At 59.8% G+C, this 17,046-nt stretch carries 23 protein-coding genes; 9 read left to right on the top strand and 14 right to left on the bottom strand.

What is annotated here, in order from left to right:
* Nucleotides 1-148 precede the first annotated feature (148 nt).
* From istB to V5279_RS05945, 4 genes are all read right to left on the bottom strand, one after another.
* Nucleotides 149-991 (bottom strand): IS21-like element helper ATPase IstB, encoded by an 843-nt coding sequence (gene istB / locus V5279_RS05960; protein WP_338695820.1) that lies wholly within the window; start codon nucleotides 989-991, stop codon nucleotides 149-151.
* Nucleotides 991-2,490, bottom strand: a complete 1,500-nt coding sequence (gene istA, locus V5279_RS05955; RefSeq protein ID WP_166309211.1) for an IS21 family transposase — start codon at nucleotides 2,488-2,490, stop codon at nucleotides 991-993. Before istA ends, istB begins: the two co-directional genes overlap by 1 nt.
* Nucleotides 2,491-2,534: 44 nt before the next feature.
* Entirely contained in the window at nucleotides 2,535-2,930 is a 396-nt protein-coding gene (locus V5279_RS05950; protein ID WP_338695818.1) for a hypothetical protein, read from the bottom strand.
* A gap of 1,091 nt (nucleotides 2,931-4,021) precedes the next feature.
* A complete protein-coding gene (locus tag V5279_RS05945; protein WP_338695816.1) occupies nucleotides 4,022-4,174 on the bottom strand; it encodes a hypothetical protein in 153 nt (50 codons plus the stop codon).
* Between the two features lie 115 nt (nucleotides 4,175-4,289).
* Here V5279_RS05945 and V5279_RS05940 point away from each other — a divergent pair, with 115 nt between their 5' ends.
* From V5279_RS05940 to V5279_RS05920, 5 genes are all read left to right on the top strand, one after another.
* Nucleotides 4,290-4,517: a hypothetical protein gene (locus tag V5279_RS05940; RefSeq protein ID WP_338695814.1), complete on the top strand. Its 228-nt coding sequence runs from the start codon at nucleotides 4,290-4,292 to the stop codon at nucleotides 4,515-4,517.
* 93 nt (nucleotides 4,518-4,610) lie between these two features.
* Nucleotides 4,611-4,931, top strand: a complete 321-nt coding sequence (locus V5279_RS05935) for a hypothetical protein (RefSeq protein WP_338695812.1) — start codon at nucleotides 4,611-4,613, stop codon at nucleotides 4,929-4,931.
* Between the two features lie 15 nt (nucleotides 4,932-4,946).
* Nucleotides 4,947-5,234 carry a hypothetical protein gene (locus V5279_RS05930; RefSeq protein WP_166299016.1) on the top strand — a complete coding sequence of 96 codons (288 nt, stop codon included), beginning with the start codon at nucleotides 4,947-4,949 and terminating at the stop codon, nucleotides 5,232-5,234.
* Nucleotides 5,235-5,519: 285 nt separating this feature from the next.
* Nucleotides 5,520-5,708 (top strand): hypothetical protein, encoded by a 189-nt coding sequence (locus tag V5279_RS05925; RefSeq protein WP_166299017.1) that lies wholly within the window; start codon nucleotides 5,520-5,522, stop codon nucleotides 5,706-5,708.
* 22 nt (nucleotides 5,709-5,730) lie between these two features.
* Entirely contained in the window at nucleotides 5,731-6,078 is a 348-nt protein-coding gene (locus V5279_RS05920) for a hypothetical protein (protein WP_166299018.1), read from the top strand.
* Between the two features lie 578 nt (nucleotides 6,079-6,656).
* On the opposite strand, the gene V5279_RS05915 is transcribed toward V5279_RS05920, so the two are convergent.
* The 7 genes from V5279_RS05915 to V5279_RS05885 all read right to left on the bottom strand — a co-directional run bounded on the left by V5279_RS05915 (nucleotide 6,657) and on the right by V5279_RS05885 (nucleotide 10,182).
* A complete protein-coding gene (locus tag V5279_RS05915) occupies nucleotides 6,657-6,821 on the bottom strand; it encodes a hypothetical protein (protein WP_166299019.1) in 165 nt (54 codons plus the stop codon).
* A gap of 226 nt (nucleotides 6,822-7,047) precedes the next feature.
* Nucleotides 7,048-7,338 carry a DUF2934 domain-containing protein gene (locus tag V5279_RS05910; RefSeq protein WP_338695808.1) on the bottom strand — a complete coding sequence of 97 codons (291 nt, stop codon included), beginning with the start codon at nucleotides 7,336-7,338 and terminating at the stop codon, nucleotides 7,048-7,050.
* A 613-nt stretch (nucleotides 7,339-7,951) separates the two neighbouring features.
* Complete coding sequence (locus V5279_RS05905; protein ID WP_165124165.1) at nucleotides 7,952-8,197, bottom strand: DUF6894 family protein; 246 nt, start codon at nucleotides 8,195-8,197, stop codon at nucleotides 7,952-7,954.
* A gap of 267 nt (nucleotides 8,198-8,464) precedes the next feature.
* Complete coding sequence (locus V5279_RS05900; protein ID WP_338695714.1) at nucleotides 8,465-8,668, bottom strand: hypothetical protein; 204 nt, start codon at nucleotides 8,666-8,668, stop codon at nucleotides 8,465-8,467.
* A 478-nt stretch (nucleotides 8,669-9,146) separates the two neighbouring features.
* Entirely contained in the window at nucleotides 9,147-9,380 is a 234-nt protein-coding gene (locus V5279_RS05895) for a hypothetical protein (RefSeq protein ID WP_338695806.1), read from the bottom strand.
* 233 nt (nucleotides 9,381-9,613) lie between these two features.
* Nucleotides 9,614-9,742, bottom strand: a complete 129-nt coding sequence (locus tag V5279_RS05890; RefSeq protein ID WP_338695804.1) for a hypothetical protein — start codon at nucleotides 9,740-9,742, stop codon at nucleotides 9,614-9,616.
* 251 nt (nucleotides 9,743-9,993) lie between these two features.
* Nucleotides 9,994-10,182: a DUF6894 family protein gene (locus tag V5279_RS05885; protein WP_338695802.1), complete on the bottom strand. Its 189-nt coding sequence runs from the start codon at nucleotides 10,180-10,182 to the stop codon at nucleotides 9,994-9,996.
* A gap of 184 nt (nucleotides 10,183-10,366) precedes the next feature.
* On the opposite strand from V5279_RS05885, the gene V5279_RS05880 reads away from it, so the two are divergent.
* Both V5279_RS05880 and V5279_RS05875 read left to right on the top strand, forming a co-directional pair.
* On the top strand, nucleotides 10,367-11,083 hold the full coding sequence (locus tag V5279_RS05880; protein ID WP_166299021.1) for a Crp/Fnr family transcriptional regulator: 717 nt from the start codon (nucleotides 10,367-10,369) through the stop codon (nucleotides 11,081-11,083).
* Between the two features lie 518 nt (nucleotides 11,084-11,601).
* The gene (locus V5279_RS05875) at nucleotides 11,602-12,582 is read left to right on the top strand and encodes a helix-turn-helix transcriptional regulator (RefSeq protein WP_166299022.1); all 981 of its coding nucleotides are present in this window, start codon (nucleotides 11,602-11,604) and stop codon (nucleotides 12,580-12,582) included.
* Nucleotides 12,583-12,765: 183 nt separating this feature from the next.
* Here the strand turns inward: V5279_RS05875 and V5279_RS05870 are convergent, their stop codons facing one another.
* Nucleotides 12,766-13,092 carry a hypothetical protein gene (locus V5279_RS05870; RefSeq protein WP_338695798.1) on the bottom strand — a complete coding sequence of 109 codons (327 nt, stop codon included), beginning with the start codon at nucleotides 13,090-13,092 and terminating at the stop codon, nucleotides 12,766-12,768.
* A 108-nt stretch (nucleotides 13,093-13,200) separates the two neighbouring features.
* Here V5279_RS05870 and V5279_RS05865 point away from each other — a divergent pair, with 108 nt between their 5' ends.
* A complete protein-coding gene (locus V5279_RS05865) occupies nucleotides 13,201-13,485 on the top strand; it encodes a hypothetical protein (protein WP_338695796.1) in 285 nt (94 codons plus the stop codon).
* A 483-nt stretch (nucleotides 13,486-13,968) separates the two neighbouring features.
* Entirely contained in the window at nucleotides 13,969-14,181 is a 213-nt protein-coding gene (locus tag V5279_RS05860; RefSeq protein WP_165127726.1) for a hypothetical protein, read from the top strand.
* A 597-nt stretch (nucleotides 14,182-14,778) separates the two neighbouring features.
* Here the strand turns inward: V5279_RS05860 and V5279_RS05855 are convergent.
* Nucleotides 14,779-15,624, bottom strand: a complete 846-nt coding sequence (locus tag V5279_RS05855) for a class I SAM-dependent methyltransferase (RefSeq protein WP_338695793.1) — start codon at nucleotides 15,622-15,624, stop codon at nucleotides 14,779-14,781.
* A 246-nt stretch (nucleotides 15,625-15,870) separates the two neighbouring features.
* Entirely contained in the window at nucleotides 15,871-16,722 is an 852-nt protein-coding gene (locus V5279_RS05850) for an aminoglycoside phosphotransferase family protein (protein ID WP_338695791.1), read from the bottom strand.
* Between the last annotated feature and the right edge of the window lie 324 nt (nucleotides 16,723-17,046).

The raw sequence follows: 17,046 nt of genomic DNA, 5'->3' as shown, positions 1-17,046 counted from the left end.
ACGAACCAACAGCTTGCACCAGCCGCACCCGGCCGCCAGACGGGTCCAAAAACGCGCGACGCCGATGGGGACGGTCCTCCGGTCGGGCTGCGCCCTCCCTTCGGTCCGTCCCCATCGGCGCAGTCTCACCTTGATTGTCGCTGGAGTCTCACCCTGATCGCCGCCGCGCAGACCCCTTTGATCGGCGTGCTCTGCTGGTAGCGCTCGGGTCGTCGGAGCTGGTCGGGGTTGCGGAGACGGCGCGAGCGCGGGTTGTTTGAACATCGTCGCGGCTTTTGAATCGCCAGCTGTCGTTGCCGGTCTCGACGATGTCGCAGTGATGGGTCAATCGGTCGAGTAGCGCGGTGGTCATTTTGGCATCACCGAACACACTGGGCCATTCGCCGAACGCAAGATTGGTGGTGACAATGATGGAGGTGCGCTCGTAGAGCCGGCTGATGAGATGGAACAGGAGCTGACCGCCGGATTGCGCGAACGGCAGATAGCCCAGCTCGTCGAGAACGATGAAGTCCATGCGGGTCAGATGCTCGGCGAGCCGTCCCTGCCGACCGTTGCGGGTCTCGGTCTCGAGCCGGTTGACGAGGTCGACTACGTTGTAGAAGCGTCCTCTGGCGCCATCGCGGATGCAACTTCTGGCGATGGCAATGGCCAAGTGGGTTTTGCCTGTACCGGTGCCGCCAACCAGCACGACGTTGCGTTGTTGGGCGATGAAGCCGCCGCCAGCGAGATCATTGACGAGAGTCTGATTGATCGGCGTGCCGTCGAACTGGAAGTCGGCGATGTCCTTGGCGAGCGGCAGCTTGGCAATGGTGAGCTGGTATTTGATCGACCTGGCTTGCTTCTCGTTGATCTCGGCGTTGAGCAGGTCGCCGACAATGCGTTGAGGCTCGTGCTGGCGCTTGACGGCAGTTGCCATGATCTCGTCGAAGGCAGCCTTCATGCCGTAGAGCTTAAGTTCGCCCATGAGGTCGAAGATTTGGGTTCGTTCCATCAGATGGTCCTCCGGAGGTTGTCGTAGCGGGCACAATCGGCGATCGGTGCATGACGGAGCGTCAGTGCGGCCGGCGTCATGATGTTGGCCGGTGGGGCGGGTTCACGTTGACGGGCCAGGATATTGAGAACGACATCGGCGGAATGGACGCTGTGACTGAGCGCTTCGGCACAAGCCGCTTCCACCGCGGACAGACCGTCAGTCAGCACCGCGGTGAGGATGTCGACCATCTGCCGATTGCCATCGTCGGTGCTGGCCAGCTTGCGCCGGATCCGCTCGATCGCGGCCGGCAGCACCCAGTCTTTGAAGGGAGCACCGTTGCGCAAGGCGCCGGGTTTGCGGGCGAGCACCGGCACATAATGCCAGGGGTCGTAGACGGTATCGCCGCGGCCAAAGGATCGCGGGTGCTCGGCAACGATACGTCCATCCTGACGGATCACGATGCGATCGGCATAGGCTTGAACCTCGACCGGTCGTCCGACTGCACTGGCTGCGACCGAGTACTTGTTGTTGTCGAAGCGCACCAGGCAGGTCTTCGAGACCGATGCTGTCACCGCATGGAAGCCGTCGAAGCGGCCGGCATAGGGAACGAGTTTGGGGCGTTCGGCTTCGAACACGTCCCAGATCGTCTGATCGACCAGCTCCGGATGGCGATGAGCCTTGGCGTAGGCGATGCACTTGTCGAGCAGCCAGGCGTTTAACTCGTCGAGGTTTTTGAACCGCAGCCGCGGCGTGAAGAAGCGCTCCCGGACCAGCCCGACCTGGTTCTCGACCTGCCCCTTCTCCCAGCCCGACGCTGGCGTACAGGCGACCGGATCGACCAGATAGTGGCTGCACATCTGCAGGAAGCGGCGATTGTAGAGACGGCCTTTACCGACAAAGATCGTCTCCACCGCGGTCTTCATGTTGTCGTAGATGCCGCGGGTGCAGGTGCCTTTGAACAGGGCGAATGCCCGGTCGTGGGCGTCGAACACCATCTCCTGCGTCTCCCGCGGATAGGCCCGCACGAACAGCATGCGACTGTGACAGAGCCGAACATGAGCAGCCTTCACCATCACCGTGGTGCCGCTCAGCAGGACCACCTCGTGGCTCCAGTCGAACTGGTAGGCTTCGCCTGGTGCAAAGCTCAGCGGCACATAAGCCGACGCTGTCGAGGTGCCGCGTTCCTTGGTCCACCGTCGGGCGTATCGACGAACCGCATCATAGCCGCCGGCATAACCCAGGCCGCGGAGTTCCTCGAATAGCCGGATCAGCGTCAGCCGTTCCCGCGCCGCCTTGCTCTCATTCCCTGCCAGCAACCGATCAAGCTCGGCACTCCAGGCACCCATCTTCGGGAGCGGCTGCGTCTCGCGCTCGTACCGGAACTCCGTCGCTTGAGAACGAATGACCTTGCGAACCACCTTCCGCGATACGCCAAGTTCTCGGCAGATCGCCTTGATCGGACGACCATCAACAAAGTAGGCGCGACGGATCTTACCAATCGTCTCCACCACCAGCATCCCAACCTCGGCTTCCATGACTCGATGGAAGCCACTGTGGACCCTTATCCCGGGGTCCCGATTGGATGCCGATCACCCCGAAACGGGGTCCTTATTCCATGCCGAAACACAAACGGTTGCATATAGCCGAACTGAACATCGGGGGCGAAACCGGATTTGTTTCGATTGAAGTCGAAAAAGGGACCACCCTCTTGCCCTTGGGCGGTTAGCACCCCCGCATCAAATACACTGATGAGGCCGGATACGCCCTGCAGCGATTGGTCGAAATGGGTCCAGTTATAGCTGCCGCCTACACCGATATAGAACCCGGACCAATCCCACATAGCAGGCGGCGGCGCTGACGGAAGAGTTTTGACGGCCATATCAGCCGCAAAAACAGTCCCGCTTGTTGCGACGATCAAACCACTCCCGCAGACAATGGAAATAAGACGATTGCTCATTTGACCACCTGTGACGGTCGACCGCTCCAACCAATCCTCGTTGCCCCTCGCGACGATTGCAATTCTGAACCTCACCACGAAGCGGCAATTCCTAGATTTCTGACCGGTGTTGCCCCATAGCAACGTGAGAAAGTGGCAATCGGTACCGCGCTAGCGGGGGCTACCCCAGAAGGTGTCGTGAAAATAAAGAACCCCAGAGCGTTGAAGCGCCGGGGCCAAGTTTTTCCTATGCATCAACAAAAATCGGGGCGTGACACCCGAGATTCCAAAACTAACATCGCTGACAGGAATTGCCACTTTTTCCCGAGTTCGTGCTGCAGGAACGATCTGACCGACAGAACGTTCATTCCCAAGCTTCCAGCCAAGGGCGCCCCCGACTGCTGGAAGAAAACCCGTACTGCTCGGGTGGCGGCGGGGATGCCGATTACCTGAGGGCCGATCGAGGTCCCGCCGGAAATCGCCAAGCGGTTTGCCGCGGCCGAACTAGGCCACTCGCCATTTCAAAACAGGCCGCTGATTAGGAACGATTCCAAGTCGGGAAAATTGGGCAACAGTGGATGCGTTTTTCAGCCCCCAAGTTTGCGCATTCATTTAGTGCCCCAAAGTCCCGGCGTTCCTCCCCAGAGCGCCGGGACTTATTAGTTTGGGCCGCGCGCCAAATCAAAACGGTCGGAATCGAAAGGGCCGCTCCACGCCCCTTGACCAATTCCTTGTTCGCTCGCAGCCACTCGCCGCGATCCCTAGCGGCTTCACTCCGCTCGCGAGCGGCGCGATTATTGGCGCATGCACCAGCGTCGATATACCAAATGGTCCGGCCGCTCGTTCCCGCCTGGTAGCCCCGCGGAATGGCTCGCTAACGGCCACGTTAGCTGTAACATCTAATGCCACGGAGGTTGCGGTCGGATGGTGGATGTACGGCTGGGCGACCTACCGCAGGATCAGCCATGGTCGCGCGTCGGTTGGCGTTTGGTCTGCAAGGTCTGCGGCGTGGCCGGCGCAGTGCACGTGACGCCTAACTGGCACGACATGGGGGGCCGCGTGCCATTTTCAGAAACTTGGAGATCGTGAGCAGGCTACTCCAGCGTGTCCGCTCAGGCGCGGAAGAAGAACATCCAGATAACCACCAAGGTTACCGCGGCTAGGCCAAGGCTGGCGATTAGCAATTTCAGCACACTTGGTCCTGGCTCCGCCTGCCGAGCTTCCATAGTTGTCTCAACAATGCGTCGTTCTGGTGTATTGACCATGAATCTCTCCTTTTCATCAGAAGTCGGTCTGGCAAAGTTGGTTCCTCCGCTGGAACGGAACCAAATAAGGGATTGCTGCTTTTGGTATTGGAATTGTCTCTGGGGAGATATGCGAATGCACTACTTCGATAAGCTTCGTAAGGGATCGCGGCTGCACCGCGCTACAATCGTCGATGATCGTACATTCTCAATCCAACCCGCCGGAAATGGTTCGAACGACCTAGGTGCTTTCCAGCGCGTGGCTCAAGACACTGTCCACCACGAAGGCGAAGACGGATATCGGATACCGCTCAAAAATCTTACAGGCTCGATCTACGATCTCCTGGTCATTAAGCGAGATTGACGACTGAAAGTTCCGAATTCGCTCCGGAACAGCTAACCAGCGACCCCAGCGAAGGGGGTTAGTTGCGTGGAGTTGCGTCATGCGTCGGTCCGCTTGGACACCCTCGATCGTTCCCTCGACGGATCAGATCGTCTACCTGGTGGCCCGATCGGCAAAGCCTGGCGCGAGGCCAACCTCAAGACGACCGACCTCGAGACCGTGATCCGGGGCATGCTGGCCGGCGAGTATGCGAGCCCGATCCGGGTGATCGGCTTCAACACCGCCGAGCGCTGGAGCGAGGACGTCTCCGAGGACATCGCACACGAGATCCAGCGCCGATGCGACCTGCAGCAGATCGAGATCCCGGCTGCGCTCGAGGCCTTCGTGGATCGACATACCGGCGGTCGGCGTCAGCTCACGCTGCGGCTCGCTTGAGACTTCAGAAATGCCATGGTGGGGTTACGCCGGGATCGCGATCGCATCGATCGCCACCGGCTTCGGCCGCCAGAAGCAGTTCGTGATCGACGAAGAGGCCATCGTCCGTGGTGTGACGGCTATTCAGACTTCAACGCCTTGCATTCCGGCAAGCACAATGCGGCCGTGGAGATGATCGCCTTCGACATCCTGGTGTTGGACGGTGACGACCTCCGGGATCTGCCGCTGTCGATGCGCAAGACGAACCCTGCAGCGGCTCCTTGCGCGCCGGCAGAGGGCATCTTCCTGTCGGACTATGAGTAAGGGGAGATCGGCCCGGAACTTTTCCGCAAGACCTGCGAGTTCGGTTTTTAGGGGCTGGTGTCCAAGCGATCGGATCGGCCCTATCGAGGCGGCCGGTGCACACACTGGATTAAGGTGAAGAACAGGACGCATCCGGCGATGCATCGTGTAGCTTTGGCGGAGGCCCGATAAGTGTTCAAGCTGGACACTAATCGTCCTCCTGCGGCGTTTCTAGGGATGGATACTTTCCCCCAACCGGTTATATTGGATCGCAGATTCAACCTTTAGCATCGTCGGCCCGCCCCCATGCTGACCGCTTTTGTCTTCCTCGTGCTGGTTGCGCTGGCCGGTCTTTCCGCGCGCTGGGCTTACCAAGCCGGGTATCGGGACGGACGCGAACAAGGCTTGACCGACTCCTACCGGCTTTATGGGGTCAAGGGACTTGGCCCAGAAGGCAAGCCCCGCAATAAAGAGCCCGAAAAAGTTGGGGCGTAAGATATCTGCAAGCAATCGGGTCGTGATCGGATCGACGTTTTTTGCGTTGGCGTCGAGTGCTCTCCTTTACCTCATTCCTCCGACCCCGATCGAGCACCACCGTATCCGCGGCATGATGCGTCATTATCAGGGGCACGCGTATTTGGTGCCCTTCAAACACTTCGATAGCCCGCTTAAGAATGCCAATCTCTATGAAGACGACCGCTTGCTCGGACCGGCGAACACTCCTCAGCAAGAAATCATCGACAAAGGAGCTGGGCGCTTTTGGCTCTATCGAGACGAAGCCAACTATTTCGGATCAGTCTTGATGTTCTCGTCTAGCGACAATACCGACCCAAACACGAACGGCCGAAAATACCGCCTCGAATGACAAAAAGCCCGACGCCGGTTAAGGCGCCGGGGGAATTTTCAGGGCCCAGGTTTTAGGAATGAACGCCGCTGGGACAAACCATTTCGGGCCCGGCGGCGTACTTTTCGATGATGTGCCGAATGGCGTCTCCAAACGCCTCCGCGTGAACGAAACACCATTTCGGTTGTCTCGAAGCGAGCGAGAAACAAACCGCGCGCAGCCTGTCGTTCAGCACCAGAAGGGAGCGACGGCCATGATGAATTCAGTGTGGATGCGCAAGGCACGTTTCGCGGCAACCGCGGTCTCACTGTCCTGTGTCGTCATCTTGCTAGCAATGGCCGCTCCCCATTCTGTCTCGAGCAATGCGCTCGGCAGCGAGTGGCAATGTAGCAAGTCCGGCTTCGTCTTAACCAATTGCCGTCAGGCGCCGCCAGCTTGAGCCGATCTGGCATAGGCGCTGCAATTGAGACCGTGCTGGGGATTTCAGCGTCCCAGTTCAGGAAGGAAACGCCGTCGGGCGTGTATTTTTGACACCGGCGGCGTATTTTCTTGAGACAGCGGCCGGGACCGCGATCAGGCGCAGTCGTCGTTGCACCCAATCAGAGCGACCACGGGGCCGACTTCCTACCCTGCTCATCAACGGCGAGGAAGTCCGTCACAAGCTCCGTTGCCAGCCGGAGGATTATGAGGCTGTCCTCAGCCTTGTCCGGCAGTTGCGCCGCCAGCTGGACGGCATGCCGTCGATGCCAGGATTCGATCTTCATCCGATCCTCCCTTTAGTTCGCCCTCACCGATGGAGCCGGAACGATGAGAGTCGCAGCCTTACCGCCGTTCCGTGAGCATCGCCTGCGCCGCCTGAAACGATGCCTCCGCCAACATCGCGACCTTCAAGACGGCAACCTTATCGTTGCCGCCATCTTGTTCGGCGCGGTGACTACGAAGACGAGCCGGCGGTTCGGTCCTATGCGCTAGTTCCAAAACGCTACGGCCTCACCCGTCGATCGCTTCATCGTCCGCGAGTTCGCGCTCGGCTTGCAGCCAGAAATCCAAGTCGCGGCCCGCTGGTCGGCCCGCCTCTTGCCAAAGCTGACGCGCGCGTGCACGGATCTCGTCTTGTTTACCTCGGCGGGATACTAACCGCTGGAGCCTTTGCCGGATGTCCTCGGCAAAATCGCGTATCCGCTCATAGGTCGTGCGATCCGTTGTGACCGCGGCAAGCCGTTTCGCCCTTTCGAGCTCGCGCTCCAGTCCCCGACGGCTGTCTTTCTCTTCCCTGAGCATTCTCCGTATACGAAAAAGGACGCAAATTGTTCATTTAGAAGGTTTCGCACGTGCGAGTTTGGTCACGAGGCGGTCCCCGTCCCAGACTTCCACCGCGCGCTTGTCTGTAAAATTGGTGCCAGGGCGATGGCTTCCGCATCGCTGGCGCAGGTCAGGTCCTCACGACCAACAATGTGACCGTCAGTCCCCACGCAGTAAGCCCGGTAGCTCGGTGCAGGCGAGTTGGACATTGGCGTGATGCGACACCGCGGCGGCTGCGAACCTACCGTTCTTCTAAGAAAGCCCGATCAGGGCTGACCTGCGCTATCCGATCCGGAAAACGGATGGGCGCGGAAGCTGCTGGGCGGGGCGTGAGAGCCTTGGCGACGACGTTGCCGGACGACACCCGCGGTGCGCCTGGCGCCAGATCAGACGGCGGCTGCGCCGAGCCAGCCCGATCGTACGGGGGCGTCTCGTTGCTGAACGCGCGCGTAGGAACGTTCTCGAGCGTCGTAATGGTCGCAGCGATAAGCGCAATCGCGAGCACGACCACAAATACGATCAGAGCAGTTCGGCGATTGGCGACTGCAATGCACTCCAACGCAAACCGATTCAACGCCATCAAGCGTAGGCCTTACTGCAATTTCTTTTCGATCTCGAAGGTAAACTTGAGCTGCATCACAGGGCCCTTGTCGTCTCGGACCTCTATCGCCATGCGGTGGTTGTGTACGCGCTGAGACTGATACACGACGTCCCGGACCATATCTGCCACCGACTTAGCAGCCTCCATTTGCGCCGCCTGCATGCTGTTGAGTTCCAGGCCCTCCTCATCGGGGGCCAACTCCTCACCGTCGCGCAGATCAAAATAATAGCGCGTCATGGTTCGCCTCACTGCGTTACTTGTCAAAGCAGGCAGGCAGAACAGGTTCCTGACGCGGGGCTTAATGCCTTTTGGGGGCTGGAACCGTCTCTATCGCTATCCTGTCAGCATCCCGAAGTGTCACGCGCCGCCCGGTTGCAGCGGCGATTTTTCGAGCCACGATTCTCGCGGTTTCATCGTCGGCAAGGTCGACGGCGAACACTCCCCGGGGCTTAATGTCGGGACTTGCAACGTCTACGATGATGGGACGCCGCTGGTTCGTCCGCTTCACTTCGGACTCTGCGAGCCGGCGGAGGAAAGCCATTCGTCTACATGTGAGGCGGTTTCCATCTGCCGGGCCTTTTCGAGCGCCGCCTCCTTGGCCGCGCCAACGGGCAGTTCGGTGGCCATCGCCCGCAGGCGCTGTCCTTCCTCACACAGACGTTCTTGAAGGGGTTGGTGTTGTTTGAAACGCCGCCGCTTGATGACCATGGGGCGCTCCTTTCCTGTTCGAGGAAGGCGGGAGCGCTAACCGGGCGGTCTCATCACCGATAAAAGCCACTGATCCGGGCGGTGATAAAGGCTAACGTACGCCCCTTGGCGGCAGTTCCAAAGGAACTTCGTTACGGCTACGTCTCCGCGGTTCGCGAGTTGGATGAGATCGATCTTCGGACGTTCGGGATGGCTACTCATCTGTGGTGATTGCTGACACGTCGCACCGTTCGCAGAACAGATCGATGCTAGCGAGATTGCTAGGCTGATTCACGACTTTAAAGCCTCGTGGAAGCTGCTCCACCATGGTTGTCTGGCTCGGCTCATCAAGTTCGGCCAAGTTGGCGGCGCCGGTAAGCCCACAACGCGGGCACTTTAAATAAGCCTTGAAATGGTCCCTCGCGGTCATCCCGCCAAATATGCGGTTCGAGGCATAGCTTTTCCAGCCCGGACCCGCCATCGCCTCATGCCGCGATTGCTAGCGACTCCCATTAACCGGTGCCCATCCTCGGGGCGCATCAGCCGATCGAATGATCGAGCCTCGCTTGCCACAAGCTGTGCAGGTGAACCGCGGCTCGAGATCCGACAGCCGCATCTCGTCCGGCCATTTCGCCGCGTCCATCTGGATGTTATGAGAGCACCGATAGTCTTTGCAAAAGACGATGATGCGCGTGGCGCCCGTTTCGCGCATTTCGCGGAACGTGATCTTCATGGGGTAGTCGCTCATGGGGCCGACTACAGCCGCTTCGCGTGCCGACGGCAATCCCACGAAGCCTAGCGGGCCGCTATCGGTCCATCCACCATCCATCGGTCAAGGCAATCCGCCCGCAGCTATATCGCGCTAAAAATAAAACCCATGAGCAACAGCGCCAGCAGAACAGTTGCTCCTGCTATCTTTAGCACTTTGCCTGGTACTCGCAGCTTTGCGGGCTGGTTCATAGCTTGTCAGCCCGGGAACTGCGGCTGAATAAGCGATGCGATCATCATGGCCTCGATCAGAAACGCTGGCCCGCAGCTGACTAAAGCAGCTAACCAAAGCTCCGAATCGTGAAAGATCTCGTAATCGTCTTGCATGGACGGGTCCTCCAACAAGTCGAATTATCAACGGACAGATCTCGAGGGCGTTCCCAACGTTGTAGGATCCTCCAATCCGATTCCGTTTTGCTCAAAGAAACGGCCCCAGCGAGGGGACCACAAGCTGGGGCCTAGTTTAGACTTGAATGTCGGGCGCGCGTGATGCGCCCCTAGCGGCAACCACGCGAATGGACCGCATGTGATTGGTACCGTGCATAGGCACCGCGACAACCCAGACGGTGCGCATAGGCCTATGCTTTGATTCCTTGGCGGTGCCGTTCGGCCAACAGGCGGAGAACCCAAATCAGATTTCCCGCCTCGTCAGTTATTTCCATCCGCCATTCATGGCTGGGCTTAAGCGTACCATCTAGGTCCTGGAGGTATTTTCCGGCAGTGACGGTGGCTTCCTTCCAAGCGGCGTCAATGTCGGGAAGGTCCATACCGATTTCGTCGGGATTCCGCTTCCGATGCTGGATGTGAAAAATACCGCGGCATTTCAGACGATCGTGATTGGAACTATTGCGCTGAAGCTCGGGGGATAATTATTGTCATCAACGCTCGTTCCTAGTCCTATGATTGGGGCCCCACGGCTCCCCGTCCCGAAAGGTTGACAAGGAGCCTCAGATGCCCCTCGAGATGATGGTACGCAAGTTGCGGCTGCACTCCGAGTTGCCGGACGAAGACGTCGCGGCTTTGTTGTCCATCGTGGCGCCAACGAAAACCCTGCCGGAAGATTCACCTATCGTTCGCGAGGGGGATCTTAGCACACAATGCTGCGTGATTATGAGCGGCTTCGCGTATCGGTCCAAAGTCTCCGAAACTGGCAAGCGCCAAATCCTGTCGTTCCACGTCGCAGGTGACATGCCAGACCTTCAGGGCCTGCCAATAAAGCGGATGGATCATGATTTGACGACGCTCTCGGAAGCGAGGATTGGTTTTATCAATCACGGGTCGCTTGAGCGAACTATTCATACGCGCCCGATGTTAACGCGAGCACTCTGGCGTGAGACGCTTTTGGACGCTGCACTGTTCCGGAAGTGGATCGTGAACCTTGGCACGCGATCGGCAGCGGGACGCATGGCCTATTTGATAGCGGAATTGCGCCAGCGACTTGCAGCGGTAGGGTTGGTCGCCAACGATCAGTTTGACTTTCCGATTACCCAATCAAAGCTGGCGGATGCGCTTGGGTTAAGCGTTGTGCATGTCAATCGGGTCCTCCAGGCGTTTCGAAAACAAGGCATCCTTGATTTGAAGCGGCAAGTCGTCACACTTCGCGACTTCGAAAAGATCCTTGAACTTGGCGGATTTGACACCTTGGAGGACAACGTTGGCGCAAAGTAGCTCTTGGGTTTGGGGGCCGTCCGCTGCAATCGCTGGGCTACCGAGCCCGCGCGGCGAGCGACTATATGGCTTATCTCGCCGGCCGCGAGCGTGTGTATGAGGGCATGCGCATGGCGGGGGTGCCGGAGGAATGAACGGCAGGAAGTTGCCGGTGCGCCACCAATGCCCGTTTCGGGTCAAATAGCGGACATGAGCCCTGACTAGGGCCGTGTCCGCTTTGGGCCAAATGCCGACTATGCTGCTTCCAGCCGCTGATCGATTTATGCGCGCAACAAGCCGACACCGCCATTTGCGACGATTGCGGCTAAAGGCTGGTTGTTCTCGCAAGTGAAGGAAGCTGCGGTCTCGTTGGCCGCCACAATCTGCGCGCGGTGCGCGCCAACTCATCGCGTGCAGCGAGCAACGCGTCGCGCTCGATCATGTCGCGCAGGCTACCTCTCCTTTGTAATCCATTTCACACATGCAGCGAAACGCGTCCGATATGATTTCTTGCGGGGGCCCCGAAGTGGGAGGTCGAGATGCCAACATCATCTCACCTTTTGCGATGGTCGACCGAGATGCTGCCGGAGCGCGCGAGGTTCTCCACGTTCCGTGAGGAGTTTGCGCGGCTGAACCTCGCATTGGACGTGATAGATCACAGCGGCGGCCGCCCGCGTATCGACGTCACCTACTTGCCGCTTGGCGCGGTCGGCGTTTGTGGCGTTGTCGCCACGCCGGTGGAGTTCATCCGTCACAAACACCACCTCAAGGATAGCCGTGACCAATTCGGACTGAACATCGTCGAGACCGGACCGGTCAAATTTGCAAATGCTGGCCAGGAACATGTCTATGATGCCGGATCCGCTTGTTTGATTGACCGGGGAAGGCCGCTGCGAGTATTTGGGCCGCGTGGTGCCAGAGTCAGATACGTGACCGTGCAGGCTGCCGCCCTTAAGTCTCTGGTTGCGCAGCCGGAAGATCTATCAGGTCGGCCGGTGCGTCCCGGACCGGCGCTTAGACTCCTGGGCTGCTACCTGCGATCGCTCGCAACCCTCAAGGAACCTCCGTCATCAGAACTGGCCTCCACCATCGGCGTACATCTCCTTGATCTCGTGGCCGCGACGCTCGGGCCGACCGACGAAGCTGCAAACATTGTTACGGACCGCGGCGTGAAAGCAGCCAGGCTGCAGGCGATCCTGGCGGTGGTCGCGCGACGCTTCAACGATCCCAATTTCGATCTGGACAGTGTCGCCGGGGTGCTCGGCATGTCGCGGAGATACGTGCAAAAACTGCTCGACGAGGGGACCGGAAAGTCGTTCACCGAGCACCTTTCAGGACGCCGGCTTGAGCGTGCCTTCGCGATGTTGACTGACCCGCACCATCGGCGCTTGGCGATCATCGATATTGCGTTTGGGGTCGGCTTTGGTGATGTTTCCCACTTCAATCGCATGTTCCGCCGGTACTTCGGCGAGACGCCATCAGGCGTGCGCGCCGCAGCAACAATGCGGGAGCAGAAGTGATCTTGCGACTTCCAACTCGCGCAATCATGATTTCTCTTAGGCCCTTCTTGTTGAACCCGAGCATCCCTACCCATGCTTACAGTCTTCAACAGTCGGGTAGCTGCGCGCCTCCTTCGTTTGGTGTGTTTGCTGGCGATCTTGGCCGGTCCCGCCTTTGCCGACGACGAGTAGGTCTGGGCCGCGCTAAGGCAAGGCGGCAAGATTGTGCTGCCGCGCCACACTCACGTCGATATGCGAGAAGGAATAGGACGCCTCGTGCGCGGTAACTGCGCTGAGGAGGTGAACCTTTCCACCCACGGCATTGAGCAGGCGATCGCCGCGCGCGACCGCCAGCGAAGCGGATGACAAGGCCGCCTCGACGCACGAAGCGCGCCAGAAAGCCGAAGCCGAGACGATGGCTGACCTGTTGAGCGTCGAGCCCGATGAAAGCTGGTTTGCGTGGTCAGTGCAGGCGCAAGGCTTGCCCATCGAGCATCGAACCGACATCTCGCCGCTCGCGCTGCTTGGCATGCGGCTGGTCGCGGCACCGCGCGCAAACGAAATGCCCGGAACGACGCCGGGAAGGTCGGCTCATGTCGGCGATGTCTCTCGGCCTCCGCGGCTCGCTTGGCGTCGCGGTTGCAGGGCGTTGGCGAAAACGAGCTGGCGATCCCTTTCCTGGAGGCGCGCCTCCAATTGAGCGTTCTGCTCGGCGACCTGCGCTGCCTCGCATTTGGCATCGGCCGAGCTAAAGCCGGCGTTGTAGAGATGCGTGGCGCCGGCGATCGCAGCGCCACCGGTGAGCACGGCGAGGCCGCCGGCGAAATAGCGCCGGCGGCAAATGGCGAGAAGCTGACGCCGGTGAGGCCCGCCACGCGCATGACGATCGCGATGCGGCGGCATCCGCGGCGATCTCGGCCTTGACCGCAAAGCGCGCATCAGCTCTTGTAAAGCCCCTTTGGGGTTCACTCGTGATGCGGCGTTGTCGGTGGCTTGTTTGTATCGTGAAGAATGAGCACGATTGCCCGACGCACCTCTGTTCTCATCACAGTTAAATGCATGGGCGGTTCGCCCGGAACGATCACAGGCGGGCCGCCTGCGGCCGGCTGGCTAATCTGCCTCGTTGGACAGTTCGATCGCGGCTGGACACATAAACAACTCCATTCAAGCGAGCGCCGTCCGATTGGTTCCTCGAGCAGTCACTTGCCAAGAAACCCACGAAATGTAGTTGCGTTTGGCCTCATTGAAACTGACCGGCCGTGATGGCAAAGAAAGCGAAGAAGCTCGGCGAGCGGACCGGCCGTGCCCTTCACTGTCCGGAGCGTTGACACGGGCGGGCTTTGGTCGTTTGCAGCTTCCGCTATCAATTTTCAGGATCAGTGCGAGGTGGGCGGGTGCTCCTAACGGATGACCGAACCACTTCCACCGCTTATCGAAAGCTCGCTTCAGATCGCCTGGGACTTTCTCGGCGGTCTGGACGAGATCGACGATGCTCAGCAAACCGCCGAATTTCTCCTCGGGAACATCAAGTCCCAGATGCTGAAGGGCGAAAGACGGAGACTTGTGCTATCGAACCGCGCGATCGACAGCTTCCGTCGGCGTGCAAGCAGCCAACAGTAGCGTGGGCACCAGAAAAGCAAACCCTTCTATTTAGGAGGCGCGACCATCGTTTTTGTCGATCCGTCCGGCGCCGGCTGCATTCCTGGCGGGCTTTGTCCCTGGGGGCTTTCCGGCGGAGCGCCGCCTGAGCCGGTGTTGATTGGCCCAGTCCAGCCTTGGGGTTGCAATTGACCTTTGTCTTCGGGCGCTGAACGCCCAGTTGGCGCATTGACGTCCCCTTTTGTGGCAGGTTGCGCCGTCGCTAATCCACAAGACAGCACAAGGCATATCGATGCTAATCGGGCTCGCACTGAAACCTCCATCTTCTCGTATGCGCAACATGCCGATATGCACATCAGTTCCTCGTCCGCGGCGAGAAGCCGCTAGCCTCGCTTCCTGTATTCTGCCGGCAGCTGTTGATGGGCTTCGTTTTCAGCGCAACGCATTTGCGCGCAGATTGCCTTGATCGAGGGATCATGGATCGACCAATAGCGGTCCCGCTAGTGGCTCGGCCTGACAGGCACGCTGCGAACTGGCGATCGACCATATTCGCGCAGAACGCGGAGCCGTCGTTGCGCCGCAATGAACTGAGAAACTGCTCAACCTCGGAAATACGGACTAACGATACGCTACAACGATGTTCGAATTCATCTCGCCGATGACCTTGCCGTCCCTCAGCAACGGCGTCATTTCGTGCCTCACGCGGGCGGCGAAGGCTTCCTGAACATCCTGGGGTAGTGCGGCAACACTTGGCGCAACAGGCGTAGCAGCGAAGGATTGTATTGCTTGGTCCAATCCCGCCTCAAACACCATGGGCAGCGTTGGCGTCAATAGGCGGACTTCGCGAAAACCTGCGTGTTCAATTGCAGCCATTAGCACCGTGCCGCTTGGGAAACTGAACGGTGCTGTCGCCAATTCGGCGAGCTCGGAGGGCACCGTAGCGCGCAGGGCTGCATGGTACGCAACAAATATCGAATTGCGTTCGATCTCGGCCCACACGGCAATCGCCGCACGTCCATTGGGCTTCAATACCCGATACATCTCTCTGAGTGCGCCCGGCTTGTCAGGAAAGAACTGCAAGCCCTGTTGGCATAGGACGGCATCGAAGGCGCCGGTTGCGGCAGACAACGGTGTGGCCGCGGATTGCACATATTCAATCGAGGCTGCGTCTGCAAGCGGAGGTTTGGATCTAGCAATGTCCAACATTGGCTGGGCGATATCGACCGCAACGACGCGGCCCTTGGGCCCAAGCTGTGCTGCGGCTAGCCGTGCCACGGTCCCGGGGCCAGTGGCGATGTCAAGGACGGCCTCGCCCTTTTGAAGATTGGCTTCGTGAGCAAGAGTTTTGCCCGCGGCTCGAATATCCTCGGCACGAAGAACGTGTCGTAAGCTTTCGGAACCGAAGAGCTTGTGTACTGAAACTTCGTTGCATCTGTCACGGAAATCTCCGACGCTTTGGAGCAAAGCTCAACCAGAGATCGGAACATCGTACTACGGGGACGTCCATTGAGGACGAGCGCCAGAGCGTGGCCGTTTGACGCGGTTCCGTTTCTGGCCCTTTTCGGAAGTGCCGCGCTGGCTATCGAAAGCCCGATATCGGGGGTGAAGCCGACGTGACGGTTGCACGCTCCGACTTCCGAGTTTGCCCCAAAGGAGACACTGACGGCTCGCTTCGACAGGCCACTCCGGCTCGCGCGCGACCAAAACAATTCAGCCTTCCGAGCGCAGGGCCGCCTCGACGCGCTGGATCAGCCGCTCCCGCATGTCAGGCATGGCCCCGCCGAGCAGGAGGAAGACGCGGACGATCGGCAAATAGGGCTGCATCGCCGCCGTCAGCGCCGCAGGGGCTATGCCGGCCAGCCGCGCATACTCCGCCTGCAGAACCGAATTGACCGTGGCCCGCTCCGGATCGTCGGCGTGTTCCGGGCCAATCTCGGCAAGCAGGACATGGCACTGTGCAATCTCGTAGGCGGCGGGCGCACGAGCCGCGCCAAGCCAGTCGATCAGTCTCGGACCCTGCGCCGTCATAATCACGTTGCCGGGGTGAAGATCGGAATGGCACAGCACGTCATCGGGCGCGAGGTGCTCGATCAGCGCGAGGACGCCGGTGGTGATGCGCTCCGGAAGCACGCTGCCGCCGAACCGCAATCTGGCGTCCATCGCCTCGCGCAGCGAGAGTGCGTGCGGCGGCGGTCGCGTCTTGTGAACGGCAAGGCAGAGCGTCGCAAGGATTGCGCCCGCTTGTTCACGCGTGATGGCGCCGGTGCGCGTAGCCTGCGTCAGGGTCGGCCCATCGAACCGCGGCAGCACGATGCCAAAGCGGCCGTCCAGGGTGACTTCGCCGAGCACCTCCGGCGCTGGGCCGCCGGCGGCGAAGACCGCGCGGGTCATTTGCGTCTCGTGCTGGACGACCCACTGCGGGATACCTGGCTTGGACAACTTGACGATCTGACCAGGCGCCCAGGCGTGGACATCAGCGAAGACGCCTTCGCCGATCTTCTCTCCCAGCAATCTCTGCATGCCCGTTCTCCGCCGTGCAGAGGAAACACCGGCGGCGAGCAAAAAGGAACCCCTCCCGTCGCGGGGCCGCCGGACCCTATGATCGCCTTTCAACCTCCAGAGACCTTCGTCCACTCCGCTAAATGGGCCAAGTCCGGTTGTGGCCCTTGGCGGACATTCACTTAGGCATCGCCAACGTCTATTTGTGAGACCGGCGTCTTTTGGACCTAGCGCAACGTAAGCCCCCAGAAGGCAATAACCAGTAAGGAGTAAGCGCCCAGACCCATCAGCGGCACGACGGCTTCCAGCATCATAGCCGAATCAACTCCGCTCGTTATCAAGCATGCGCGATTGGAGTTTTTGTCGTCGTCAAAGGTCCACGGGCAC

The organism is Bradyrhizobium sp. 26S5 (assembly GCF_036923295.1).
Lineage (GTDB): Bacteria > Pseudomonadota > Alphaproteobacteria > Rhizobiales > Xanthobacteraceae > Bradyrhizobium > Bradyrhizobium septentrionale.
This window is presented reverse-complemented; position numbering and strand designations above follow the sequence as displayed.